Source organism: Paenibacillus sp. FSL R7-0026 (genome assembly GCF_038004485.1).
Classification (GTDB): domain Bacteria; phylum Bacillota; class Bacilli; order Paenibacillales; family Paenibacillaceae; genus Paenibacillus; species Paenibacillus xylanexedens_A.
Window position 1 is genome coordinate 2,037,022 of the sequence record NZ_JBBORG010000001.1, and the last position, 21,638, is coordinate 2,058,659.

The 21,638-nt window shown below is 46.4% G+C and carries 14 protein-coding genes; 11 read left to right on the top strand and 3 right to left on the bottom strand.

The window, feature by feature from the left end; all coding sequences use genetic code 11:
• Nucleotides 1–96 precede the first annotated feature (96 nt).
• The 3 genes from MKY44_RS09355 to MKY44_RS09365 form a co-directional block, all read right to left on the bottom strand.
• Entirely contained in the window at nt 97–783 is a 687-nt protein-coding gene (locus MKY44_RS09355) for an AlkZ-related protein (protein WP_341006875.1), read from the bottom strand.
• A 34-nt stretch (nt 784–817) separates the two neighbouring features.
• Nucleotides 818–1,774 (bottom strand): helix-turn-helix transcriptional regulator, encoded by a 957-nt coding sequence (locus tag MKY44_RS09360; RefSeq protein ID WP_341006876.1) that lies wholly within the window; start codon nt 1,772–1,774, stop codon nt 818–820.
• Between the two features lie 438 nt (nt 1,775–2,212).
• On the bottom strand, nt 2,213–4,240 hold the full coding sequence (locus tag MKY44_RS09365; RefSeq protein WP_341006877.1) for a beta-galactosidase: 2,028 nt from the start codon (nt 4,238–4,240) through the stop codon (nt 2,213–2,215).
• Nucleotides 4,241–4,368: 128 nt separating this feature from the next.
• On the opposite strand from MKY44_RS09365, the gene MKY44_RS09370 reads away from it, so the two are divergent.
• The 11 genes from MKY44_RS09370 (at nt 4,369) to MKY44_RS09420 (ending at nt 21,564) form a co-directional block, all read left to right on the top strand.
• Nucleotides 4,369–5,202: an AraC family transcriptional regulator gene (locus MKY44_RS09370; RefSeq protein ID WP_341006878.1), complete on the top strand. Its 834-nt coding sequence runs from the start codon at nt 4,369–4,371 to the stop codon at nt 5,200–5,202.
• Nucleotides 5,203–5,345: 143 nt separating this feature from the next.
• Entirely contained in the window at nt 5,346–6,134 is a 789-nt protein-coding gene (locus MKY44_RS09375) for an alpha/beta hydrolase (protein WP_341006881.1), read from the top strand.
• 81 nt (nt 6,135–6,215) lie between these two features.
• Nucleotides 6,216–6,881: an SGNH/GDSL hydrolase family protein gene (locus MKY44_RS09380; protein WP_341006882.1), complete on the top strand. Its 666-nt coding sequence runs from the start codon at nt 6,216–6,218 to the stop codon at nt 6,879–6,881.
• Between the two features lie 12 nt (nt 6,882–6,893).
• A complete protein-coding gene (locus MKY44_RS09385) occupies nt 6,894–7,775 on the top strand; it encodes an SMP-30/gluconolactonase/LRE family protein (protein WP_341006883.1) in 882 nt (293 codons plus the stop codon).
• 403 nt (nt 7,776–8,178) lie between these two features.
• Nucleotides 8,179–11,259: a X2-like carbohydrate binding domain-containing protein gene (locus MKY44_RS09390; RefSeq protein WP_445670646.1), complete on the top strand. Its 3,081-nt coding sequence runs from the start codon at nt 8,179–8,181 to the stop codon at nt 11,257–11,259.
• Between the two features lie 273 nt (nt 11,260–11,532).
• The gene (locus MKY44_RS09395) at nt 11,533–13,080 is read left to right on the top strand and encodes a response regulator transcription factor (RefSeq protein WP_341006884.1); all 1,548 of its coding nucleotides are present in this window, start codon (nt 11,533–11,535) and stop codon (nt 13,078–13,080) included.
• Between the two features lie 18 nt (nt 13,081–13,098).
• On the top strand, nt 13,099–14,868 hold the full coding sequence (locus MKY44_RS09400; protein ID WP_341006885.1) for a cache domain-containing sensor histidine kinase: 1,770 nt from the start codon (nt 13,099–13,101) through the stop codon (nt 14,866–14,868).
• A 352-nt stretch (nt 14,869–15,220) separates the two neighbouring features.
• Entirely contained in the window at nt 15,221–16,504 is a 1,284-nt protein-coding gene (locus MKY44_RS09405) for an extracellular solute-binding protein (RefSeq protein WP_347400007.1), read from the top strand.
• A 141-nt stretch (nt 16,505–16,645) separates the two neighbouring features.
• On the top strand, nt 16,646–17,536 hold the full coding sequence (locus MKY44_RS09410) for a carbohydrate ABC transporter permease (RefSeq protein WP_036610887.1): 891 nt from the start codon (nt 16,646–16,648) through the stop codon (nt 17,534–17,536).
• Nucleotides 17,529–18,359, top strand: coding sequence for a carbohydrate ABC transporter permease (locus tag MKY44_RS09415; protein ID WP_036609483.1), 831 nt, complete (start codon nt 17,529–17,531; stop codon nt 18,357–18,359). Before MKY44_RS09410 ends, MKY44_RS09415 begins: the two co-directional genes overlap by 8 nt.
• A gap of 157 nt (nt 18,360–18,516) precedes the next feature.
• Nucleotides 18,517–21,564: a glycoside hydrolase family 2 TIM barrel-domain containing protein gene (locus tag MKY44_RS09420; protein WP_341006887.1), complete on the top strand. Its 3,048-nt coding sequence runs from the start codon at nt 18,517–18,519 to the stop codon at nt 21,562–21,564.
• The last annotated feature ends 74 nt before the right edge of the window (nt 21,565–21,638 follow it).

The following is a 21,638-nucleotide window of genomic DNA, read 5'->3' on the forward strand; positions in this document are numbered from 1 at the left end:
TTCTGGATGGAGGCTGTTTATCGTCTGGGTTACATTATATGGTGAACCACAGCCAATTCCGGTTGAAATTTGCACTACAACCGGGATTGGCTTTATTTAGATTCCACGGATGCCAAGCGCTTTGGCGATGCTTGATAATGCGGCTGGTGAGGCATGTTGTTGCAGTTGTGCAACCAGCAGTTCACGCGCCTCTGCAACGCTACCTTCAAACGGCTTAATGCCGTGACGTTCCATCCAGTGACCAGCAGTCTCGTATGCGGAGCTGTTCCATGCAACTTTGCCTTCTGCTAGCCCTTCTTTTTCTTTGGTGCCACTGATCACAATGGCTGCACAGCCCTGAAGGTCCAGAAGTCCACGGTCAAATGTTTTTTTGTCCTCTTTTGCCCCGAAACCAGCTTGTGATCGCAAGGCACGTCCATCGATGCCTTCCTGTTCTGCAACTAACGCATGGAGTTTGAACGCTTCACGGGAGAGCAGACCCGCTTCATACTGTTCCTTGATGGTTTTGGAGTCGGCAAGCAGTCGGTGTACCCAAGGGAAGTACTCAGATGAGACAAGAAGCGCTTTCTTTTTGACGAACTTTCCATAAGCAGCAATGCCCTCTTCAGCCAGACGTGAACGCCATAACCAGGGATCCAATTCATCATCCTTGTGCCAATGTTCTTTGGGGGTTAGCGATGACAGTGAAGGGTATTCGGCAAATAGTGGTGCCAGAGGCAGCAGCCCTATAGACTGGATACGCTGTACTGCTTCTTCGTACGTTATAACGGCTTCATATGTCATGATATCAGTAGGCTCCTTTTTGTGTGTAGTCATGCTACGACTTGGTTGATGCAAGGTATCTCCGGCTCACTTCCTCGGCATGCTGACGAATCTCACTGCGAAGTTGGAGGGGTGCGATCACTTCGGCTTCACGTCCCAATCGGTAAAAGAATCGTACGGCCCAGTCCCATTCCTCTGGTGGACAAAGGAATGATAATTCCCAGAGATCCGGGGCAATTTCAATCATCTTTTCACCAATATGCTCGTCCTGTTCAGCTTCAATCATTCCCCGATAACTCAGTTGTGCCTTAACCAGGGTTGGCGGCTGTTCTGGAGGGATCGGCTTGCTCTGCTGTTGCTCCGCCTGTTCCTTAAGCACCTGTGCATCCTGTGTTTCGATCGCTTTGACTTCGATAATTCGGTCAACCCGGAACAGACGTTGTTCACCATGTTCGAGGGAATATGCTTCACAGTACCAGAAGCCAGAGGAAGCATATACCCGTGTGGGACAGATATGCAACCATCGCTGACGTGATGCGGAGCGATACAGCACACTAAGCCACCCGTGTTCGGGTATACATGCCAGCAGTTCGTCCAGATGAGGAAGAATGTAATTGCGGTCTGGAATATGATGATGCAGCTGTTTGAGCATGGGATCAATTCGAGACATAATATCATCCGGAATGATGGCCTTAACTTTGTTCATCAGGGTCCAGCGTTTCTCATGAAAGGGTGTGTCGGCGTAGCGACTTAGACCTTCAAGAGCGAATAGGAGCGTCGCTGCTTCTACCGGGTCCAGCTGTAATGGGGGTAATACGTAACCCTCCATAAGACTGAAACCGCCTCCCGGACCGGAAATGGCAATAATGGGCACATTCATCTCGGAGAGGGACTGAATATCCCGGAGAATCGTGCGACGGGAAACCTCAAATTTCTCTCCTAATGAGTGTGCCGTTTCGTGACCATGCTGTAATGCCATTACAATGGCAGCAAGCCGATTTGTTCTGTTCATGTCAGCCACTCCGTTTCGATCTGCGCCGCCGGAAAGTGATGTCGTAGTTATATTTCTATTGTAACAACGATTAAGTGACATCATGAGTGTCACCAATATTTCAACTGTTCATTATTTTATAATGGATCAGCATCAGGATTCACAAGCATGTTCCGGCAGGCTTTGTTAAAATGTGTTTCTCGTCCAATTCGCTTTACATACTGATATTTCCTTCTATCAAAAAGACCACAGATCATGCCAAAAACCCGTATCCGGTGTAGACGGATACGGGAAGTAGCAGCTTTTGGCTTACAGAAGACGATAAAGGTCTGAAATCTATACCAATATCCTCGCTGAAGACAATAACAAGTATAAAAGGAATGAATATGTGACACTTTGTATCACAGGTATTTCTATTACATTATATTATTCCGAATGATTCCAATTAAGCGAAATCGCTTATTTCATTTCGAGCAATTGCACTCCACGGGCTTCAATCTCAACACTTCCCGAAAGCTCACGATTGGTGAGCAGATCATGTGCCTTAGCTGTTCCCAGATCATAGGATTGTGTGGTTGCGTTATGGTTCATGACAAACAGGTAGGGTTTGCCGTCTTTGGTTCGTGCGCTTACTTCAACACCTTCTGGTGTCTCAAGCAAGGATTCTACGTTCTTGGCTGCTGCAAGCTGTCCCAGCAAACCATCCAGGAAGCGTTCATCCGGGTCGGATGCAACGTACCAGGCTTCACCTTGGCCAAAGGTATTACGTGTCACAACAGGCATGCCTTTATAAAAGTCATCTCCATACTCCGCGATGACTTCGGCTCCTTCACTGTGCAGCAGGTCACACAGCATGCCGCAGCCATACTCTCCTTGAAGATCACCGTAGGTTTCTTTGAGGACAATGCGGTTCTTTTGCTCAGGTAGCAGGGCATCAATCTCTTCCACCCAGATTCCGAGCAGTTTACGGAGTTCTCCCGGATATCCACCTGTAGTCACGAGGTCGTTCTCGTTGACAATGCCGCTGAAGAAGGTCGTCAGGAATGTTCCACCTGCTTCAACATACTTCTCCAGTTTGGTGGCAAACCCTGGTTTAACCATGTAAAGGACAGGGGCAAGGACAATGTCGTATTTGCTCATATCCGTATCCACACTGATGATATCCACTTGTATGTTGCGGCGGAAGAAGGCTGCGTAGTATTTATGGATCTGATCCACATAGTTCAGGGCAACCGTAGGTCCGCTTGATTTTTCAATGGCCCACCAGTTATCCCAGTCGAACACAATGGCTACTTTGGATTCAACAGATGCATCTAGCGTGGTATCTCCAAGGATCTGCAATTCCTTGCCCAGCTCAGCGACTTCGCGGAATACACGTGTATTCTCATGCCCAGCATGCTCAATAACTGCACCATGATACTTCTCACAAGCACCGATGGAGCGGCGAAGCTGGAAGAACATAATGGTATCGGCCCCGTGCGCAACAGATTGATAACTCCAAAGACGCATGACACCTGGACGTTTCAGGGAGTTATATGGCTGCCAGTTCTGCTGACTTGGTGTTTGCTCCATCAGCATAAACGGTTGACCATCCTTTAGTCCGCGCATAAGGTCATGAGCCATTGCCGTGAAGCTGACGGGTGTTGCGAGACCGGGATAGCTGTCCCAGGAGACAATATCCAAATATTTTGCCCATTTGAAATAGTCCAATTGCTTGAAGAATCCCATCAGATTGGTAGTCACAACGGAATCCGGAATATGTTTTTTGATCGCATCGTATTCCAACAGATAACAATCCAGCATGCTGTCGGAGTTGAAGCGAGAATAGTCCAGCGAGATTCCCTGGAAGGTTGAATTGTTGTTACCCCAATGCTCGCTCAGGTTGCTCGGTAATACAATCTCGTCCCAATCGTAGAAGGTATGCCCCCAGAAATTCGTGTTCCATGCTTTGTTGACCTGTTCCAGAGTCTGATAGCGTTCTTTCAGATACACGCGGAACGCTTTCTCACAGTTGTCACAGTAGCACTCACCGCCATATTCGTTGGAGATGTGCCATACGAGAACCGCGGGGTGATCCTTGTATCGTTCGGCCAGTTTATCCGCAATCTTCTCAGCGTATTTGCGATAGGTTGGGCTGTTGGGACAGGAATTATGGCGCCCACCGAATTTGCGTTTGTGTCCATCGGCATCTACACGAAGCACGTCTGGATATTTCTTTGCCATCCAAGCCGGATGGGCAGCAGTGCTTGTTGCAAGGCATATATAGACACCATTTTCATATAAACGATTAATGAGTTGGTCGAGTTCTTCAAAACGATAAGTAACTTCATCAGGCTGAATCAGTGCCCATGAAAATACGTTGATTGTGGCAATATCAATGCCTGCCAATTGGAACATGCGCAGGTCTTCAAGGTGGGTTTCGTGATCCCACTGTTCCGGGTTATAATCGCCCCCGTAGAACATTTTGGGCAGTTTGCTGCTAATCAATGTGTTCACCTCTTGTATAAGAATAATCCTATACTATATGATACATATGACTTTTAAAATATAATAAAAGTAATGACTCATATAGGAATACGGAAGTGTATTTCAACTTATATCCAAGGGGGCATCCCATGTTTATCTCACCACGACATCAACGATATTTCATGACATCACGTGATCAGCCGCTGCCCCTTTATATTGAGAGCCTAGGTTATAACGGCAATCAGGAGAAGGTGTCCAGACCTGTGGGGTATCCCTGTTACCATTGGCTTCAGACAGTAAAGGGAGCCGGAGAATTCAAGTTTGCCGGGTCCACCGTCATACTGGGGGAAGCATCCGGTATTTTGTTACCGCCGAATGAACCGCATGAATATGTGCGCGCCCAAGGAGAGTGGGAGACATTCTATATTACATTTGGCGGTTCCCAGTGTCCGGCAATCTTGGAGTCACTTAGTCTGGGTGAAGCAGCGTTGCATCAGTGGGAGCAGAGCAGTCCGTTCAATGATTACGGCCAGGAAGTGCTGGATTCGATCAGAAGTGATCAGGATTTGTCGGGACTCGAGGCGTCAGCGGATATATACCGATTTCTGATTTTGCTCAAAAAACATGGCATGACGGGCAATCGTTCTTCCATCTCACATGCCGTGGAGAGACTCGCTCCGCTCATTGCATTCATGGAACAGCATTATGCGAATCCCGAGATTGGTCTCGAACATATGGCTGTCGTAACGGGGATCTCATCCAGACATTTGAACACCTTGTTCAAGCAGTCCTTTGGCATGACGGCCTATAGTTATTTCATTCTGCTGCGTATTCGCAAAGCCAAGGAAATCATGACCGGGGATACCGCCCTGACGATTAGGGAAACTGCAGTTAGGGTAGGGTTTCGAGATGCAAGCCACTTTGTAGCAACTTTTCGTAGGATTGAGGGGGTGACTCCTGAACAGTTCCGTAATTTGTACTAACATGTACCCAAATGAACAAAAAGTGATGCCAGGAAGGTATTGATGCCTTAGGGGCATTACCGTTATGATGGTATCGATTCCTGAGATTCGAAAACGTTTAAACGGACCCATGGTTCCGTTCTACTTGGAGAGGATGAATGAAGATGACAACAACGATACCCTTATGGGATCATGCTGCACCTTATGCAGCCCAGGGCCATGAAGACGAAATGCCACATTTGATTCCATTTATTCAGCCCGGTTCCGAGAGCGCTGTCATTGTGTGTCCAGGAGGCGGCTATGGATTTTTGGCTGATCATGAAGGTGCTCCAATAGCCGAATTGTTGAACCGTGCAGGCATTAGTGCATTTGTCCTGAAATATCGGGTGGCGCCTCACCAGCATCCTGCACCGATAACAGATGGTCAGCGTGCCATACGTTATGTTCGTGCGCATGCTGAGCGGTATGGCATCAACCCTGCCAAGATTGCAGTACTTGGTTTCTCCGCAGGCGGACATCTTACTGCAACACTGGGAACGCTGTATGACGAGGGACAACCGGATCATGAGGATCCGATTGAACGTCAAAGTTCACGCCCGGACCGAGTCATTCTCTGTTATCCGGTCATTACGATGGAGTCCTATGGACATGCCGGTTCCCGTGAGAATTTGCTTGGGTCTGATGCGTCTGCCGAGCAGATCAAGGCTTTCAGTGCGGAGCAGCAGGTAAGAGCGGATGCTCCCGAAGCGTTCATCTGGCACACCAGCGCTGACCAGGCAGTGCCTGTAGAGAATAGCTTGCGTTACGCACTTGCATTGGGCGAGCATGGCATTCCCTATGATTTGCACGTTTTTGAGAAAGGTTCACATGGTCTTGGATTGGCTGAGGACAACCATGCGATTCGGGTATGGTCGGATCTGTGTCTCACATGGCTCAAGAATCAAGGCTGGTAATCACTGAATGATAACAAGTTAACGGTCCTGACTAATCAATTATTCTTATATTAGCGCCTTGGAGCGAAGGAGAAAATGAAGATGAAATTGCAGAAAAATGACAAGCTTCTGTTTATCGGGGATTCGATTACAGATTGTGGTCGGGAACATCCTGTAGGTGAAGGCAGTTCAGGTCTGGGCCATGGTTACGTAGCGCAAGTCTATGCGCTCTTGCGGTCCATCTATCCGGAATTGATGTTGCGTGTCCAGAATGTGGGTAATGGTGGAAATACGATTCGTGATCTGAAACAGCGCTGGGATCGTGATGTGCTTGACCTTAAACCGGACTGGCTGACGATCATGATTGGCATTAATGATGTATGGCGTCAGTTCGACAACCCATTGTCAACAGACTCACATGTGTTTCTTGAAGAATACGAATTCACATTGCGTGAACTGGTGGCTTCGGTTCGTCCCAACCTGAAAGGTCTGGTACTAATGACGCCTTATTATCTTGAGGCCAATCCGGAAGACCCGATGCGGGCAACGATGGATATCTACGGAGAAGCGGTACGCAGGGTAGCCAGTGAGTATGATGCAGTGTATGTGGATACACAGGCTGCATTTGCTCCATTTTGGGATCATTTCTATACGTCTGTGTTGACTTATGACCGGGTACATCCGGATGCAACGGGCCATATGGTACTGTCCAAAGCATTCTTGGATGCCATCGGATTCGAATGGTCAGGCGGCGTCAAATCTGAATAAGGACGTGATGGCATGAGCGACGTAACTGTAGCAGTACAAACCCCGGCATTACTGGGGGAAGGTCCAAGCTGGGATGCGGAGAACAATCGATTATTGTGGGTAGATATTGAAAGCTTCAAGGTGCATGTGTATGATCCGGCTACAGGGCAGGATCAGGCTTATGATGTCGGTGAACATGTCGGGGCGGTTGTTCCCTATCGTGGTGACGAAGTTTTGGTTGCTTTACGCAGTGGATTCCATACATATCACCTGCTTACGGGTGAGCTGCATGCCATTGAGGACCCTGAACAAGATAAGGATACCAATCGTTTTAATGATGGAAAATGTGATGCGAAGGGCCGCTTCTGGGCAGGCACGATGAGCATGAATAATGAAAGCAAAGCCGGATCGTTGTATTGTTTGGAGCAAGGGCAACCCGTTCGCACAATGGTACAAGGTGTGTCTACATCCAACGGCCTGGGCTGGAGTCCGGATCGCCAGACCATGTATTACATTGATACCCCGACACGTTCTGTTGACCGGTTTGATTTTGATCTGACGGCAGGTACGATACAAAATCGGACAAGTGTCATTCACATACCGGAGGAATTCGGTTTTCCGGATGGGATGACGGTTGATGGTGAAGGCATGCTGTGGGTTGCGCATTGGGGCGGAGGAAGAGTCACGCGTTGGAACCCGCATACATCAGAACTGTTGCAACAGATCGAGGTGCCGGCAGATCAGGTAACATCCTGCTGTTTTGGTGGACCGGATCTCGAAGAGTTATACATTACAACAGCACGTATAGGGATTAAGGAAGAACGTCTGAAAGAGACACCGGATGCGGGCTCACTTTTTGTCATCAGACCGGGAGTTAAAGGGCAGGAAACTCACGCTTATGGTAGCCAGCAATAAACAGGTGCCAATTATGTAGTGAACCTTAGTGAACCTCTGTCTGGTTTGTCAGGTAAGAAACGATTCCATTTTTTAATCTTATATAAACCGTCGAAAGGTGCTGTTCTAACAGCATCTTTTTTTGTTGCATAAACGAGTTTAAACACTGAAAATATTTTACAAAAATCGGAATTTCGACAGAGGGGTTTGGAGATTGCCAGCGAATGTTATTTATTGAAAGTATTATCCAGATAACCGCGAATCAAGAACAATTATGTAAGCGCTTAACAATATGACTGGAAGGGGGTGAGGCTTCTTGTATCAAAAGATGCATTGATTCGTCTGGCACGCCATCATCAGCACGATGAGACAGCGGGGATAGACCGAAATGCAGTAACGAAGTAGAAGAGGAGGATAAGTTGATATGAGAACGTTTATGGGGAAATTACGAATGATGAGCCTGACGGTTGCCGTAGTAACCGCCTCGCTGGGAGGACTTGCTGGAACGACAGCGGCGGCACCAAGTGAAGCCTATGAGTGGAAAAATGTGGTGACGGGTGCAGGAGGCGGGTTTGTACCGGGCATTATTTTCAACGAGTCGGAAAAGGATCTGATCTATGCCCGTACGGATATCGGGGGAGCCTATCGCTGGAATGCGGCTGACGAGAGGTGGATACCCTTAACGGATTTTGTCGGCTGGGATGACTGGAACAAGAATGGTGTGGACGCACTGGCTACGGACCCGGTTGACCCAGATCGGGTGTATATGGCAGTTGGGACGTATACGAATTCGTGGGACCAAAATAATGGCTCCATCTTGCGCTCTACGGACCGGGGAGATACATGGCAGACCACAACACTTCCGTTTAAAGTGGGCGGCAACATGCCGGGACGTTCAATGGGAGAACGTCTGACCGTGGACCCAAATGATAACAGTATTCTGTATTTCGGTGCACGAAGTGGTCATGGGTTATGGAAAAGTACCGATTACGGTGTGACCTGGAACGAAGTTACTAGCTTCCCGAATCCGGGAAATTATGTGCAAGATCCCTCGAATGAATATACCAGTGACATCGTAGGTCTGGCATGGATTACGTTTGACAAAACAACAGGTTCGGCAGGGCAAGCAACCCAGACAATCTATGTGGGTGTTGCGGATAAAGCTCAAAGCGTGTATCGCAGCACAAATGGCGGCCTGACCTGGTCAGCTGTTGCTGGTCAACCTACAGGTTATATCCCGCATCATGGTGTGTTTGATTCAGACGGAAGCCTCTATATTACGTACAGCGATGGTGTTGGACCCTATGATGGGGAAAAAGGTGACGTGTGGAAACTGAACACGTCGACAGGTGTCTGGACCAATATCAGCCCTGTTCCAAGCAGCAGCACGGATAATTATTTTGGATATGGTGGGTTAGCTGTTGATGCACAGAATCCAGGTACATTGATGGTTGCGACATTGAATTCCTGGTGGCCGGATGCGACCTTGTTTCGTAGTACAGATGGCGGAGCGACATGGACACGCATATGGGAATTTGAAGGATATCCGAACCGGAAGTTGCGTTATACACAGGATATTTCGGCAGCGCCATGGCTCACATTTGGCACCAATCCTGCCCCACCTGAAACAACCCCAAAATTGGGTTGGATGATCGGTGATCTGGAGATTGATCCGTTTGATTCGGATCGCATGATGTATGGAACGGGTGCTACGATCTATGGCACGAAGAACCTGACAGACTGGGATGATGATGAAAAAATCAATATTTCAGTGATGGCGAAGGGGGTTGAGGAGATTGCCGTACTGGATCTGATCAGCCCGCCAAGTGGTGCACATTTGATAAGCGGAGTGGGGGATGTCTCCGGATTCCGTCATAACAATCTGGACCAGGCTCCAGCTACCATATTTACGAGCCCGAACTATCCTTCCACAGAAAGTCTGGATTTTGCAGAGTTAAGTCCAAATACGATGGTTCGCGTAGGTAAAGCAGATTATGCTGCTGATCCAAATGCAAAATCCATTGGTTTGTCCAGTGACGGAGGCACTACGTGGTATAAGGCCAATGCAGAACCTGCCGGCACAACCGGAGGGGGGACCGTAGCGATCTCTGCGAATGGTAACCGACTCGTATGGAGCACATCAGATAAAGGCGTACATTATTCGACTGGCGGCAATTCATGGACGGCAAGTACGGGCATACCTGCACAGGCAAAAGTGATTTCGGATCGTGTCAATCCAAACAAATTTTATGGATTTGCAGCGGGTAAAGTCTATGTGAGTGTGAATGGTGGTGCTACCTTCACGGCATCATCTGCGACCGGACTTCCGATGGAAGGAAATGCCGATCTGGATGCCGTTCCAGGTGTTGAAGGCGAACTCTGGTTTGCAGGTGGTAGTGAGGAAGAAGGTCCTTACGGATTATGGCATTCCACAGATTCAGGAGCAACATTCACAAAGCTTGCCAATGTTGAGGAAGCAGACAGTATCGGATTTGGTAAAGCGGCCCCTGGGCAGAACGTTGTTGCGTTATACACGGTTGCACAGATCGATGGAACACGTGGATTCTTCCGCTCCGATGACGGTGGTGCCAATTGGGTTCGTATCAATGATGATCAGCATCAGTATGCTCGTGTAACCACAATTACGGGTGATCCGCGTTTGTATGGAAGAGTATATCTCGGAACAAATGGCCGCGGAATTTTGTATGCTGATCGTGTTGGAGGTAACAATGGCGGAGGAGACGGCGGGGGTACTCCAGTGACCAACTCTGCGATTACACCGGTTACAGCGGAATTTGATCGCAAAGCAGACAATCAGGTTAATATTCCAGTCACGTTAACACTTAACGGCAATACACTTGCATCCATTCGCAACGGGAATGCAGCGCTGGTTTCAGGTACAGATTACACGTTGACAGGCAATGAGGTCGTATTAAGTAAAAACTACCTGGCTTCACTGCCAAATGGCGCAGCGACGCTAACCTTTCAATTCAGCGCAGGCGCTCACGCGACCTTGAATCTGCTCATTAAAGACACGACAGCTGCACCTGTTGGAACCATACGCATTGAGATGTTTAACAGCAACACTTCAGCGACGGGCAGCTCGATTAGTCCCAAATTCAAACTGACAAATACGGGTACTACAGCCTTGAATCTGTCTGATGTGAAAATCAGATACTATTACACGATAAACGGTGAACAGCCTCAGAACTTCTTCGCTGACTGGGCGACTGCCGGCAGTGCGAATGTGACAGGCACGTTCAGTGCACTCAATCCGGTACGGACAGGTGCTGATCACGTGCTTGAGATTGGATTCACAGCTTCAGCTGGAACTCTGAATGCGGGACAAAGCACGGAAATCCATACGCGCATCTCCAAGAACAATTGGACCAACTATACGCAAACGGATGATTATTCTTTTGCAGGTAGTCAGACTTCCTATACGGACTGGTCCAAAGTCACTGGTTATATCGCGGGAAGTCTCCAATGGGGAATTGAACCATAAGTGAGTGATTTAACGAAATAAAGGATTGAAATAGGGGTCCTGATTCGCCAGATGATCAAATGGCGAATCGGGGCTTCTTATTTTGTCGAAATATAGTGTAAACTATAGATAGTTACCATTGCTTAAAGGATCGTTTTAGGATATAAAAAGATGTACAATTAATTTAGAATTAATGTAACCGCTAACACTGGAAAGTGTTTATAACCGATATATATAATAGTTGGTATAGCCTATACAGATATAGAGGAAAGATTAGACAAGGGGGTCGCGATCATGAACCGGTTGTGCAAGGTGCTGATTGTTGACGATGAGTTTCTGGTAAGACAGGGCATAAAGCACCATATGAACTGGGAATCGGAAGGATTTATCATTGTGGGTGAAGCTTCCAACGGTGAAGAAGGATTACAGCAGGTGAACCTGTTAAAACCGGATATTGTGATCACCGACATTGTCATGCCTGTCATGGATGGCGAAACGTTTGTCCGTACACTAAAAGCCAGTAATCCGCAGATTGAAGTTATTGTACTTAGCAGCTTCAGTGAATTCGAGTATGTACGTTCAACGCTTCAGCACGGGGCAGCCGATTATATACTGAAACCCAAGCTGGATACAAATGAATTATTGCAGGTCCTTCAACGCACAGCGGGTAAAATTCCGGAGCTACAGTTCGAGCCGTCGCACGATGGCTGGAGACTTGGGCAACTGATGGAGAAGATGCTGTCCGGATTTACATTGGATGAAGATAGCGAAATGTCGATCATCCGAGATACCTTTCCGTATGAATCCTTTCGCTTGCTTGTGTATAAACCCGTGGGTGCTGGAGGGAATCCACTGAAGCTGGATCAGGAACAGATTGAAACCAAGCTCCGCAGTGATCTGCCTGAAGTAGAATGTGCAATGCTTCCTGCAGAGGGTACATTACCTGTGATGCTTCTTAATGTTGATCCTGCGAGAGATGAATGGATGCTTGCACGGATCAGACAGTTGGCCAGTGAAAATGCAGCAGGAGAAGGCAGTCCTGGTTGGGTGCTTAGTGAAAGCTTTACTTCATTTGAACAGATGGGTGTTGTTTACCGGGAACATCTGATTAAGCTGATTGAATATCGCTTCTATTATAAGGATCGACCAATCCTGGTGTATGGTGAACTGCCTCCAATGCATCCCGCAGGTTACCAGTTTAATGTGAATATGTTTTTGCAGCATGTGAAGCGTAACCGGATCGAAGCGGCAAGGGAGTATTTACAGGATCATGCAAAAACACTTGGACGGGATTATATTGCCGATGTGTTTGAGATCAAATCATTTCTCGGTAACTTGATCTTCAACGTGACCATTACCCTCGCGGATATGGATGTCCAGTCTGCCGGGCTGGAAGAGAGCAAATATACGTATTTTAAAAATGTGGACGGGGCTTCAAGTCTGGACGAAGTCATGACTGTGCTTGATCAATTCATGACCGAAGTTCAGGAGTGCACCGTTGGTGCGGGTGGAAAACGAAGTGATCCCAACATGAAGATGCTGCTGGATTACATGCATGAGCACTTTGATCAGCCGCTCGGGCTTGCTGAAGTAGCCAAGCACTTTCATTTTAATCCATCGTATTTATCCAGTTATTTCTCATCTCACAAAAAAGAAGGATTTAATGAATACTTAAACAAAATTCGGATTGAAAAAGCCGAGGAACTGCTCCGATCCGATGATGTAACGATCTCTGAGATTAGCAGTATGGTAGGCTATTCCGATCATAGTTACTTTTGCAAAGTGTTCAAAAAATTCACCGGACTATCACCAAGCCGATACCGGCGCAAATTCTGGGCATAAAGTCAGAAGGATAAGATCATGAAGAAATGGATGAACCAATTATCTCGTCTCGGATTGTTTCCCAAGTTGTTTCTGGTTATGGTGGTCAGTATTGTCCTCGTTTCTGTACTCATCTTATGGACTACCATTCACATGTCAACCAATCTGTTTACTGAGACGTTCAGTATCACAAACTCCAAGGTGCTTAATCAGATCAAAACAAATTTTGAATCCTTTAATGAGGCCATTGCTGCCGTATCGAATAATGTGACGCAGAGTGGATCGATCCGAGGATTCCTGTCCGAAGGAGATGCCGATTCCCTCACGATGGCCAAATCCTTCTATAATATGAGGGAAACGATGGATCGAGTTCAATCCATCACAGAATCCTACGAAGTTGGGATAACAATTATCGGGATTAATGGACGGAGCTATTCCACGAATCGTGCTCACCTTCAGTTGTCCGTGGATGAATTGAAGCAGGAGCCAATTACGATGGAAGCCGCTGAGACGCCGAGTCGTCTTATCTTTGATGTTTATCAAAACGAGGCAACGCTCGGGAGTCAGCAGATGATCTCTGCGACGAAAGCATTGACGGACCGAACACGCAGCCGGATATACGGTACGCTCTATGTCACGATGAGAGAAGACATATTCCGGCAATTTTACAGCAGCTTTACAAGTCGTGGCAATGATGTGGTCATTATGAATGAAAAAGGTGAGATTGTATCATCGAATCGTGAAGACTGGATCGGAACAACTCAGCTGGATTTGCTATCGTATGCCCGGGATATGAACAACAACTCTCCGAGAAGTATTAATGCTCGTGTGATGGATCAGGATAGCGTTGTGCTATCCGAGTATTTACCGTTCTATCGGTTTTATATTGTCAATGTAGTGGATAAGGATCTGGCGATGGGGCAACTTATCGACATGAAGACGGTTGCCCTGATCTGTGCAGCTATCGTTGTGGGGGCACTCATCCTTGTGTTTCTCATCACCAGCCAGATTACCAAGTCACTGCGCAGACTTGTGAAGCAGATGTCCAACATTACAAAAAGTGATCTGGACAACTACATTCCGGTGAGCGGAAGCTACGAGAGCAGGCAGCTTGGTCATGCTTACAATTACATGCTTGATGAACTGCATGATTATGTGGATCAGTTAGTACAGACACAGCATGAACAACGGAACGCAGAGCTTGCGGCATTACAGAGTCAGATTAACCCTCACTTCTTGTACAATACACTTGCATCTGTCAAAGTTCTGGTGCAACAAGGCAACAAAGACAGGGCTGCGGAGACGATTAATGCATTAATTGGATTGTTGCAAAATACGATCAGTGATGTGAGCCAGACTGTTACAGTGGAACAAGAAGTCGAGAATTTGAAAAATTATGTCTTCATTAATCACGTCAGATATGGTGGCCGAATTAAAGCAGCTTTCTACGTGGCTCCGGATTGTACACACTATCATGTACCCAAACTGGTAATCCAGCCGTTTATCGAGAATGCATTTTTCCATGGATTTATCAAGAAAGAAACGGGTACGATTCATGTCATGGTTTCCAGAGCGGGAGAATCACTCATCTGTGAGATTATGGACAACGGGGATGGAATTGAAGGGCTTGTCATGGGAGAAACGTTGCCCAATCCAAAGAACAATCGTCAACTATTCAGTGGTATCGGTATTCGCAACGTACATGACCGTATTGAGTTATTATATGGTTCACCTTATGGTGTCACCATTATGAGTACGGTTGGGGAAGGAACGAGAGTCACCGTTACACTACCTTTAATCACGAGTTGAATCGAAACCCGATTCGATTAAATACACTTAAAATCGAGATCCCTCGCTTCTGTTTTCTACAGAGGCGGGGGATTTTCACGTGTCAGAGGTAAAGCGGGTGAAATCATTTTTGTACTATTTCAAGATCAAGAAATTACAAAATCAAAAGAAATTACAAAAAGCCAAATTTAATGCAAACGGTTTCTGTAAAGGTTTTCATTGTGGCAATAAGATGACAAATCCGTACAAAATTATTACTAACGAATGAAGATATGGGAATGATAAGATGAATACATCGAAAGCAACCGCTTTCAGAAAACGCAAACAAATTACACACAAAGAGGTCGAAGGGGAGTTGAATATTTTGAAAAAAATGTGGGTATTGATGCTCGTTACAGTACTGCTGTTGTCCGCATGTTCATCCGGTGGCGGAGGTAATTCCGCTAGTGGTGGTGACGAAAAAACAAACGAAATTACGGTCTGGGCTTGGGACAAAGCTTTTAACGTAGCTGCAATGGAAACAGCAAAAGAAGCATATCAAAAAGCAAATCCTGATGTGAAAATCAACATCATTGAATACGCTCAAGCTGATATCATTCAGAAACTGAACACAGGTCTTAACTCCGGAACTGCGAGCGGTCTTCCAAACGTAGTTCTGATTGAAGACTATCGTTCACAAAGCTTCCTGAATGCATATCCTGATGCGTTCAAAGATCTGTCTTCCAGTATCACGGCTTCCGATTTTGCAGATTACAAACTCGGACCAACAGCGTTTGATGGCAAACAATACGGAGTACCATTTGACTCCGGCGTTGCTGGTTTGTACTACAGAACAGATCTGCTGGAGCAAGCTGGCTACAAAGCAGCTGACCTGCAAGACATCACTTGGGATGACTACATCCAAATTGGTAAAGACGTAAAAGCTAAAACAGGTAAAGAGCTTCTTTCTCTTGACCCGAATGACCTTGGTTTGATTCGTATGATGATCCAAACTGCAGGTAAATGGTATTCCGCAGAAGATGGTAAAACACCTGACATTGCTAATAATGCTGCTCTGAAAGAAGCGTTTATTACTTACAAAGCAATGATGGATGCCAACATTGTTAAATTGCACTCTGACTGGAGTCAATTCGTTGCCAACGCCAATAACGGTAGCGTAGCAACAATTCCTACAGGTAACTGGTTCTCACCATCTGTACGTCAAGAAGCTTCCCAATCCGGTAAATGGGCTGTAGCTCCAATACCGAAAATGGCTGGTCAAGCAAACTCTGTTCACGCATCCAACTTGGGTGGTAGCTCTTGGTATGTTATGAACAACGTTCCTGGTGCAGATCAAGCAGCTGATTTTGTAGCAAAAACATTTGGTTCTGACAAACAATTGTATCAAGATCTGTTGAACAACATCGGCGCAATTGGTACGTACAAACCAGCAGTTGATGGTGACGCGTATGCCAAAGCAGACGAGTACTTCGGCGGACAAAAAATCTTCACAGACTTTGCAAATTGGACGAAAGAAATTCCAAGCGTAAACTATGGTATCAACACATATGCCATTGAAGATATTCTGGTTGTAGAAATGCAAGCATTCCTGAACGGTAAATCAATCGATGACGTTCTGGCTGATGCACAAAAACAAGCTGAAGCACAATTAAACTAAGATACCCAAGGTAACTTATAGAACCCTAGGAAACATCGGAGCCGTCTCCCATGTCCGGCGCAAGTCGAACCGGATATGGCGAGAGGCTCCGTGGGTTCTACCCATGTTCCATGGAGAGAGAGGAGCCATACTGTGAAAGCCATGAATACAGGAGACAGTCTCCAAAAGAAAAATAATTTGACTGGATGGGCTTTTGTTTTGCTGGCTGTTGTCGGGATTGTTGCATTTTACTTCTACCCGATGATCCAAGCGCTGCTCTTATCGTTCAAGTCTGGTGTAGGAGCCAATCTTGAATTTTCGGGCCTTTCTAACTACAAAAGATTGTTAGTTGATACAACGTTCCGTACAGCATTATCGAATACATTTATCTACTTGATTATTCAAGTGCCTGTAATGATCATTCTTGGTTTGTTTATTTCCGTATTGCTGAATGACAGCACACTACGCTTCCGGAGCTTCTTCCGTACAGCGATTTTCTTGCCTTGTGTAACTTCATTGGTAGCGTACTCTGTTGTATTCAAATATTTGTTTGCACCAGATGGAATGGTGAATCAATTCCTGATGGGCTTGCACATTATTGGCGATCCAATTCAATGGATCACAGACCCGTTCTGGGCTAAAATTACGATCATAATCGCCGTTACTTGGCGTTGGACCGGATATAACATGATTTTCTATCTGTCATCCCTGCAAAACATCGATCAATCGATCTATGAAGCTGCAAGAATTGACGGAGCGAATGCTTTTACACAATTCTTCAAAATCACTGTACCTTTGCTTAAACCGATTATCCTTTTCACGTCCATCACATCAACGATTGGTACATTGCAAATCTTCGATGAGATCATGAATATTACCAAAGGTGGTCCAGGTAATGCGACCATGTCGATTTCACAATACATCTACAACCTTTCGTTCAAATATTCACCGGACTTCGGTTATGCAGCAACAGTGTCGTATTCCATCGTAATCTTGATTATTGTATTGTCCATCATCCAGTTTAAAGTGGCAGGTGATAATAAAAATGGCTAAAGCTAAAGCAAAACGGATTTTCACGTATGTGTTCCTATCCATCGTCGCCTTTGTATCCATTTTCCCTTTCTTCTGGATGCTGGTCAGTTCAACAAATGCATCAGTCGATGTCACCAAGGGTAGACTGCTGCCCGGTTCAGCTTTTATTGATAACTTCAACAAACTGATTGATTCGACAAATCTGGTACAGGCTCTCGGAAACTCGGCGATTATCTCTGTGGTCTCGACTCTCTTGGCACTGTTTATTGGTTCCATGGCAGGTTATGGCTTCGAGGTATATCGCACGAAGTCTCGTGACATTGTGTTTAATATCCTGTTGTTATCCATGATGATCCCGTTTGCAGCGATCATGGTACCACTGTATCGTATGTTCGCAACAATCTCGGGAGTTGCACCGGTTATCGGAATCAACACGATGGCAGCAGTGATCCTGCCAACCATCGCAACAGCGTTCCTGATCTTTTTCTTCCGTCAGAACACCAAAATGTTCCCGAAAGACTTGCTGGAAGCTGGACGTATTGATGGTTTGAGTGAACTCGGCATCTTCTTGAAGATCTATATGCCAACCATGAAAACAACATATGCAGCGGCAGCAATCATTACATTCATGAGTAGCTGGAACAACTATCTGTGGCCACTCATTGTATTGCAAACACCTGACCAACAAACGATTCCACTGTTGATCTCAAATCTGGGTGCTGGTTATTCTCCGGATTACGGAGTAATCATGACAGCAATCGTGATTGCAACACTGCCTACAGCAATCGTTTTCTTCATCATGCAGAAACATTTTGTTGCAGGTATGGTAGGTTCCGTGAAGTAATGAAAACAGCATAATCCGTGCAAATGACGGGTGCAGGAGAGAAGAGAGGGCGCTGTTATGGCGTACCTCTGTCTTTTTTGTATATGTAAAGCAAAAGGAAATCCAGAGTAAACCTTGAATAAGTCAAACTATAACGTTTTAAAGGGAGAGAGAGCCGATGAAAGCAACAAAGGCAGATATCAACTGGTTGGGGGACGTAAGTGTATTTGAGGTGAACCGTCTGCATGCTTATTCCGATCACCGTTATTATCAAACGATGGATGAGGCTGTAGGTTCAGGCGCGATGTCCATGCGTTATGATCTGAATGGTACGTGGAAATTCAACTATGCGATTCGTCCAGACAGCCGTTCTGAGTTTTTCTATACATCCGATTTTTCCAGTGAAGGCTGGGATGATATTGAAGTTCCGGGGCACATCCAGCTACAAGGATACGGACAGATTCAATATGTAAATACACAATATCCTTGGGATGGCCTGAACGACATTCGTCCGCCGGCATTACCACAGGATAAAAATCCGGTTGGAAGTTACATTCGCACATTCCACCTGCCGACAGGTTGGGAGTCGAATCCGGTATATATTTCTTTCCAAGGTGTAGAGTCTGCATTCTATGTATGGCTTAACGGACAATTCGTAGGATACGGGGAAGACAGCTTTACGCCATCTGACTTTGACCTGACGCCATTCCTACAGGATGGAGAGAACAAACTCGCAGTTGAGGTGTATCAACGCAGCACAGGCAGCTGGCTGGAAGATCAGGATTTCTGGCGTTTCTCCGGTATTTTCAGAGATGTGTATCTGTATACCGTCCCAGCTGCACACGTACGTGATGTTCATGTGCGCACAGATCTGGACAAGTCCTATACGAACGGTACATTGCAACTAGATTTGAAACTGGAAGGAAAAGCGGTTGCTGGAGCACGTGTAGAGGCTGAACTTCGTGATCGTGAAGGTAATACCGTTAAAACGTTTGAATCCAAGGTTAACGATGGACAAGTAAGTCTTCGTGAAGATATTGGTACAGTGAATCTGTGGAGCGCAGAGATTCCATACTTGTACCGTCTCTATATTCGTGTATATGATGCTGCGGGTACACTGGTTGAGGTAGTTCCTCAAGCCGTTGGTTTCCGTACATTTGAAATGATTGATAAAGTGATGCACATCAACGGTAAACGTATCGTATTCAAAGGTGTGAATCGCCATGAGTTCAACCCGCGTCGTGGACGTGCAGTTACGAAGGAAGATATGCTGTGGGATGTTCGTACGATCAAACAGAATAATATGAATGCTGTACGTACGTCACACTATCCAAACCAAAGTCTGTGGTATGAGCTGTGTGATGAATATGGATTGTATGTTATTGATGAGATGAACCTGGAGACACACGGATCTTGGCAGAAACTTGGTGCCGTTGAGCCTTCATGGGTTATTCCAGGTGACAAACCGGAATGGCATGATATCGTTATGGACCGCGCTGTATCCATGGTGGAGCGTGACAAAAACCATCCGTCCATTCTGATCTGGTCTTGTGGTAATGAATCACATGGTGGTGAAGTCATCTACAAAGTATCCCAATACTTCAAATCGGCTGATCCAACACGTCTGGTACATTATGAAGGTGTATTCCATGATCGTCGTTTCGATGAGACAAGTGATATGGAGACCCGCATGTATGCCAAACCGGCGGACATTGAGGAATTCCTGAATGCAAACCCGACTAAACCTTATATTAGCTGTGAGTACATGCACGCTATGGGTAACTCTATTGGTGGTATGCACAAATATACGGAGTTGGAAGACAAATACCCGATGTATCAAGGTGGATTCATCTGGGATTACATCGACCAATCCATTTATAAAAAAGATCGTTACGGCAAAGAGTTCCTCGCTTACGGCGGAGATTTCGGTGATCGTCCATCAGACTATTCGTTCTGTGGCAACGGTATTGTCCATGCTGACCGTAAAGTAACTGCGAAAATGCAGGAGGTTAAATTCCTGTATCAGAACATCAAGCTGTTCCCAGATCGTGAAGGCGTTAAAATCGTGAACGGTAATCTGTTCGCAGATACATCTGCGCTGGAACTGGTATACAGCCTGGAGCGCGAGGGATATGAAGTGCTGCGTGGAACATTGGAAGTGAACGTGGATGCACAAAGCGAGACGGTAGTGAAACTTCCGCTGGGTGCAGAAGCTCTGGCTGGCGGCGAGTACGCTGTGAACACTGCATTTGTGTTAAAAGAAGCTACAATGTGGGCTGATAAAGGCGAAGAAGTGGCATTTGGACAGTTTATTTTCACACAGGATCAGGTAAATGATGCAGCCGAGACGGACCTGAACCTTGTAAGTGATGTACAAGTTATCGAAGGTGACGTTAACATTGGTGTTCGTGCAGGTAAGACACATGCGCTGTTCTCCAAACAGTTTGGGACACTGGTTTCCCTGAAGTTGTCCGGTCGTGAGACGATTGCTGTACCACCTGCACCGCTCTTCTGGCGTGCAATGACGGATAATGACAAAGGTATGGCGATGGGCTTCGAACTGGGCGCCTGGTATGCAGCGAGCTTGATGCCACGTTCTGTAGAGTGGAAAGCGGAACAGAAACCGGATCAATACCGGATCGAGTTCACGTACAAGCTCAACATTTCGGAGGATGTACAAGTGAAAGTGGTATATACCGTTCATGCAGATGGAAGCGTACGTGTTCATAATACCTACAAAGGTACAGCCGGATTGCCAAACCTGCCAATTCATGCATTGTCCTTCAGAACATCACCTGACTTCGAAAACGTGGAATGGCTCGCGATGGGACCCGAAGAAAACTATGCAGACCGCGCATTTGGCGCACGTCTCGGTATCCACGGCAGCAAGGTAGCTGATACCATGGCTCCATATCTGGTACCACAGGAATCAGGCAACCGTACGGGCGTACGTTGGGCCAAATTGACAGACAACGCGGGACGTGGCTTTAAAATTGAAGCATCCGGAACTCCGGTTGAGCTGAATGTCTCACCATATACAGCATTTGAGCTGGAGAACGCACAGCATGTGTACGAATTGCCTCCTGTGCACTATACGGTCGTGACTGTAGCGGGTAAACAAATGGGTGTTGGCGGTGATGACAGCTGGGGTGCTCCGGTTCATCCGGAATACCTGATCCCTTCGGACGGCGAACTGACATTTGAATTTGTCATTCGTGCACTGTAAGTAAAAGGATCGTACAGAATAAAGAATGTATTCAATAAAGAACAGAGGTCTTCGCTCATCGGAGGCCTCTGTTT

What these genes read in the sequence shown, in the direction of transcription:
- MKY44_RS09360 (WP_341006876.1), bottom strand. Translation starts at nt 1,774, where the DNA reads ATGAACAGAACAAATCGGCTTGCTGCCATTGTAATGGCATTACAGCAT.
- MKY44_RS09380 (WP_341006882.1), top strand. Translation starts at nt 6,216, where the DNA reads ATGAAATTGCAGAAAAATGACAAGCTTCTGTTTATCGGGGATTCGATT.
- MKY44_RS09410 (WP_036610887.1), top strand. Translation starts at nt 16,646, where the DNA reads ATGAATACAGGAGACAGTCTCCAAAAGAAAAATAATTTGACTGGATGG.
- MKY44_RS09400 (WP_341006885.1), top strand. Translation starts at nt 13,099, where the DNA reads ATGAAGAAATGGATGAACCAATTATCTCGTCTCGGATTGTTTCCCAAG.
- MKY44_RS09420 (WP_341006887.1), top strand. Translation starts at nt 18,517, where the DNA reads ATGAAAGCAACAAAGGCAGATATCAACTGGTTGGGGGACGTAAGTGTA.
- MKY44_RS09385 (WP_341006883.1), top strand. Translation starts at nt 6,894, where the DNA reads ATGAGCGACGTAACTGTAGCAGTACAAACCCCGGCATTACTGGGGGAA.
- MKY44_RS09405 (WP_347400007.1), top strand. Translation starts at nt 15,221, where the DNA reads ATGTGGGTATTGATGCTCGTTACAGTACTGCTGTTGTCCGCATGTTCA.
- MKY44_RS09370 (WP_341006878.1), top strand. Translation starts at nt 4,369, where the DNA reads ATGTTTATCTCACCACGACATCAACGATATTTCATGACATCACGTGAT.
- MKY44_RS09355 (WP_341006875.1), bottom strand. Translation starts at nt 783, where the DNA reads ATGACATATGAAGCCGTTATAACGTACGAAGAAGCAGTACAGCGTATC.
- MKY44_RS09395 (WP_341006884.1), top strand. Translation starts at nt 11,533, where the DNA reads ATGAACCGGTTGTGCAAGGTGCTGATTGTTGACGATGAGTTTCTGGTA.
- MKY44_RS09390 (WP_445670646.1), top strand. Translation starts at nt 8,179, where the DNA reads ATGAGAACGTTTATGGGGAAATTACGAATGATGAGCCTGACGGTTGCC.
- MKY44_RS09415 (WP_036609483.1), top strand. Translation starts at nt 17,529, where the DNA reads ATGGCTAAAGCTAAAGCAAAACGGATTTTCACGTATGTGTTCCTATCC.
- MKY44_RS09375 (WP_341006881.1), top strand. Translation starts at nt 5,346, where the DNA reads ATGACAACAACGATACCCTTATGGGATCATGCTGCACCTTATGCAGCC.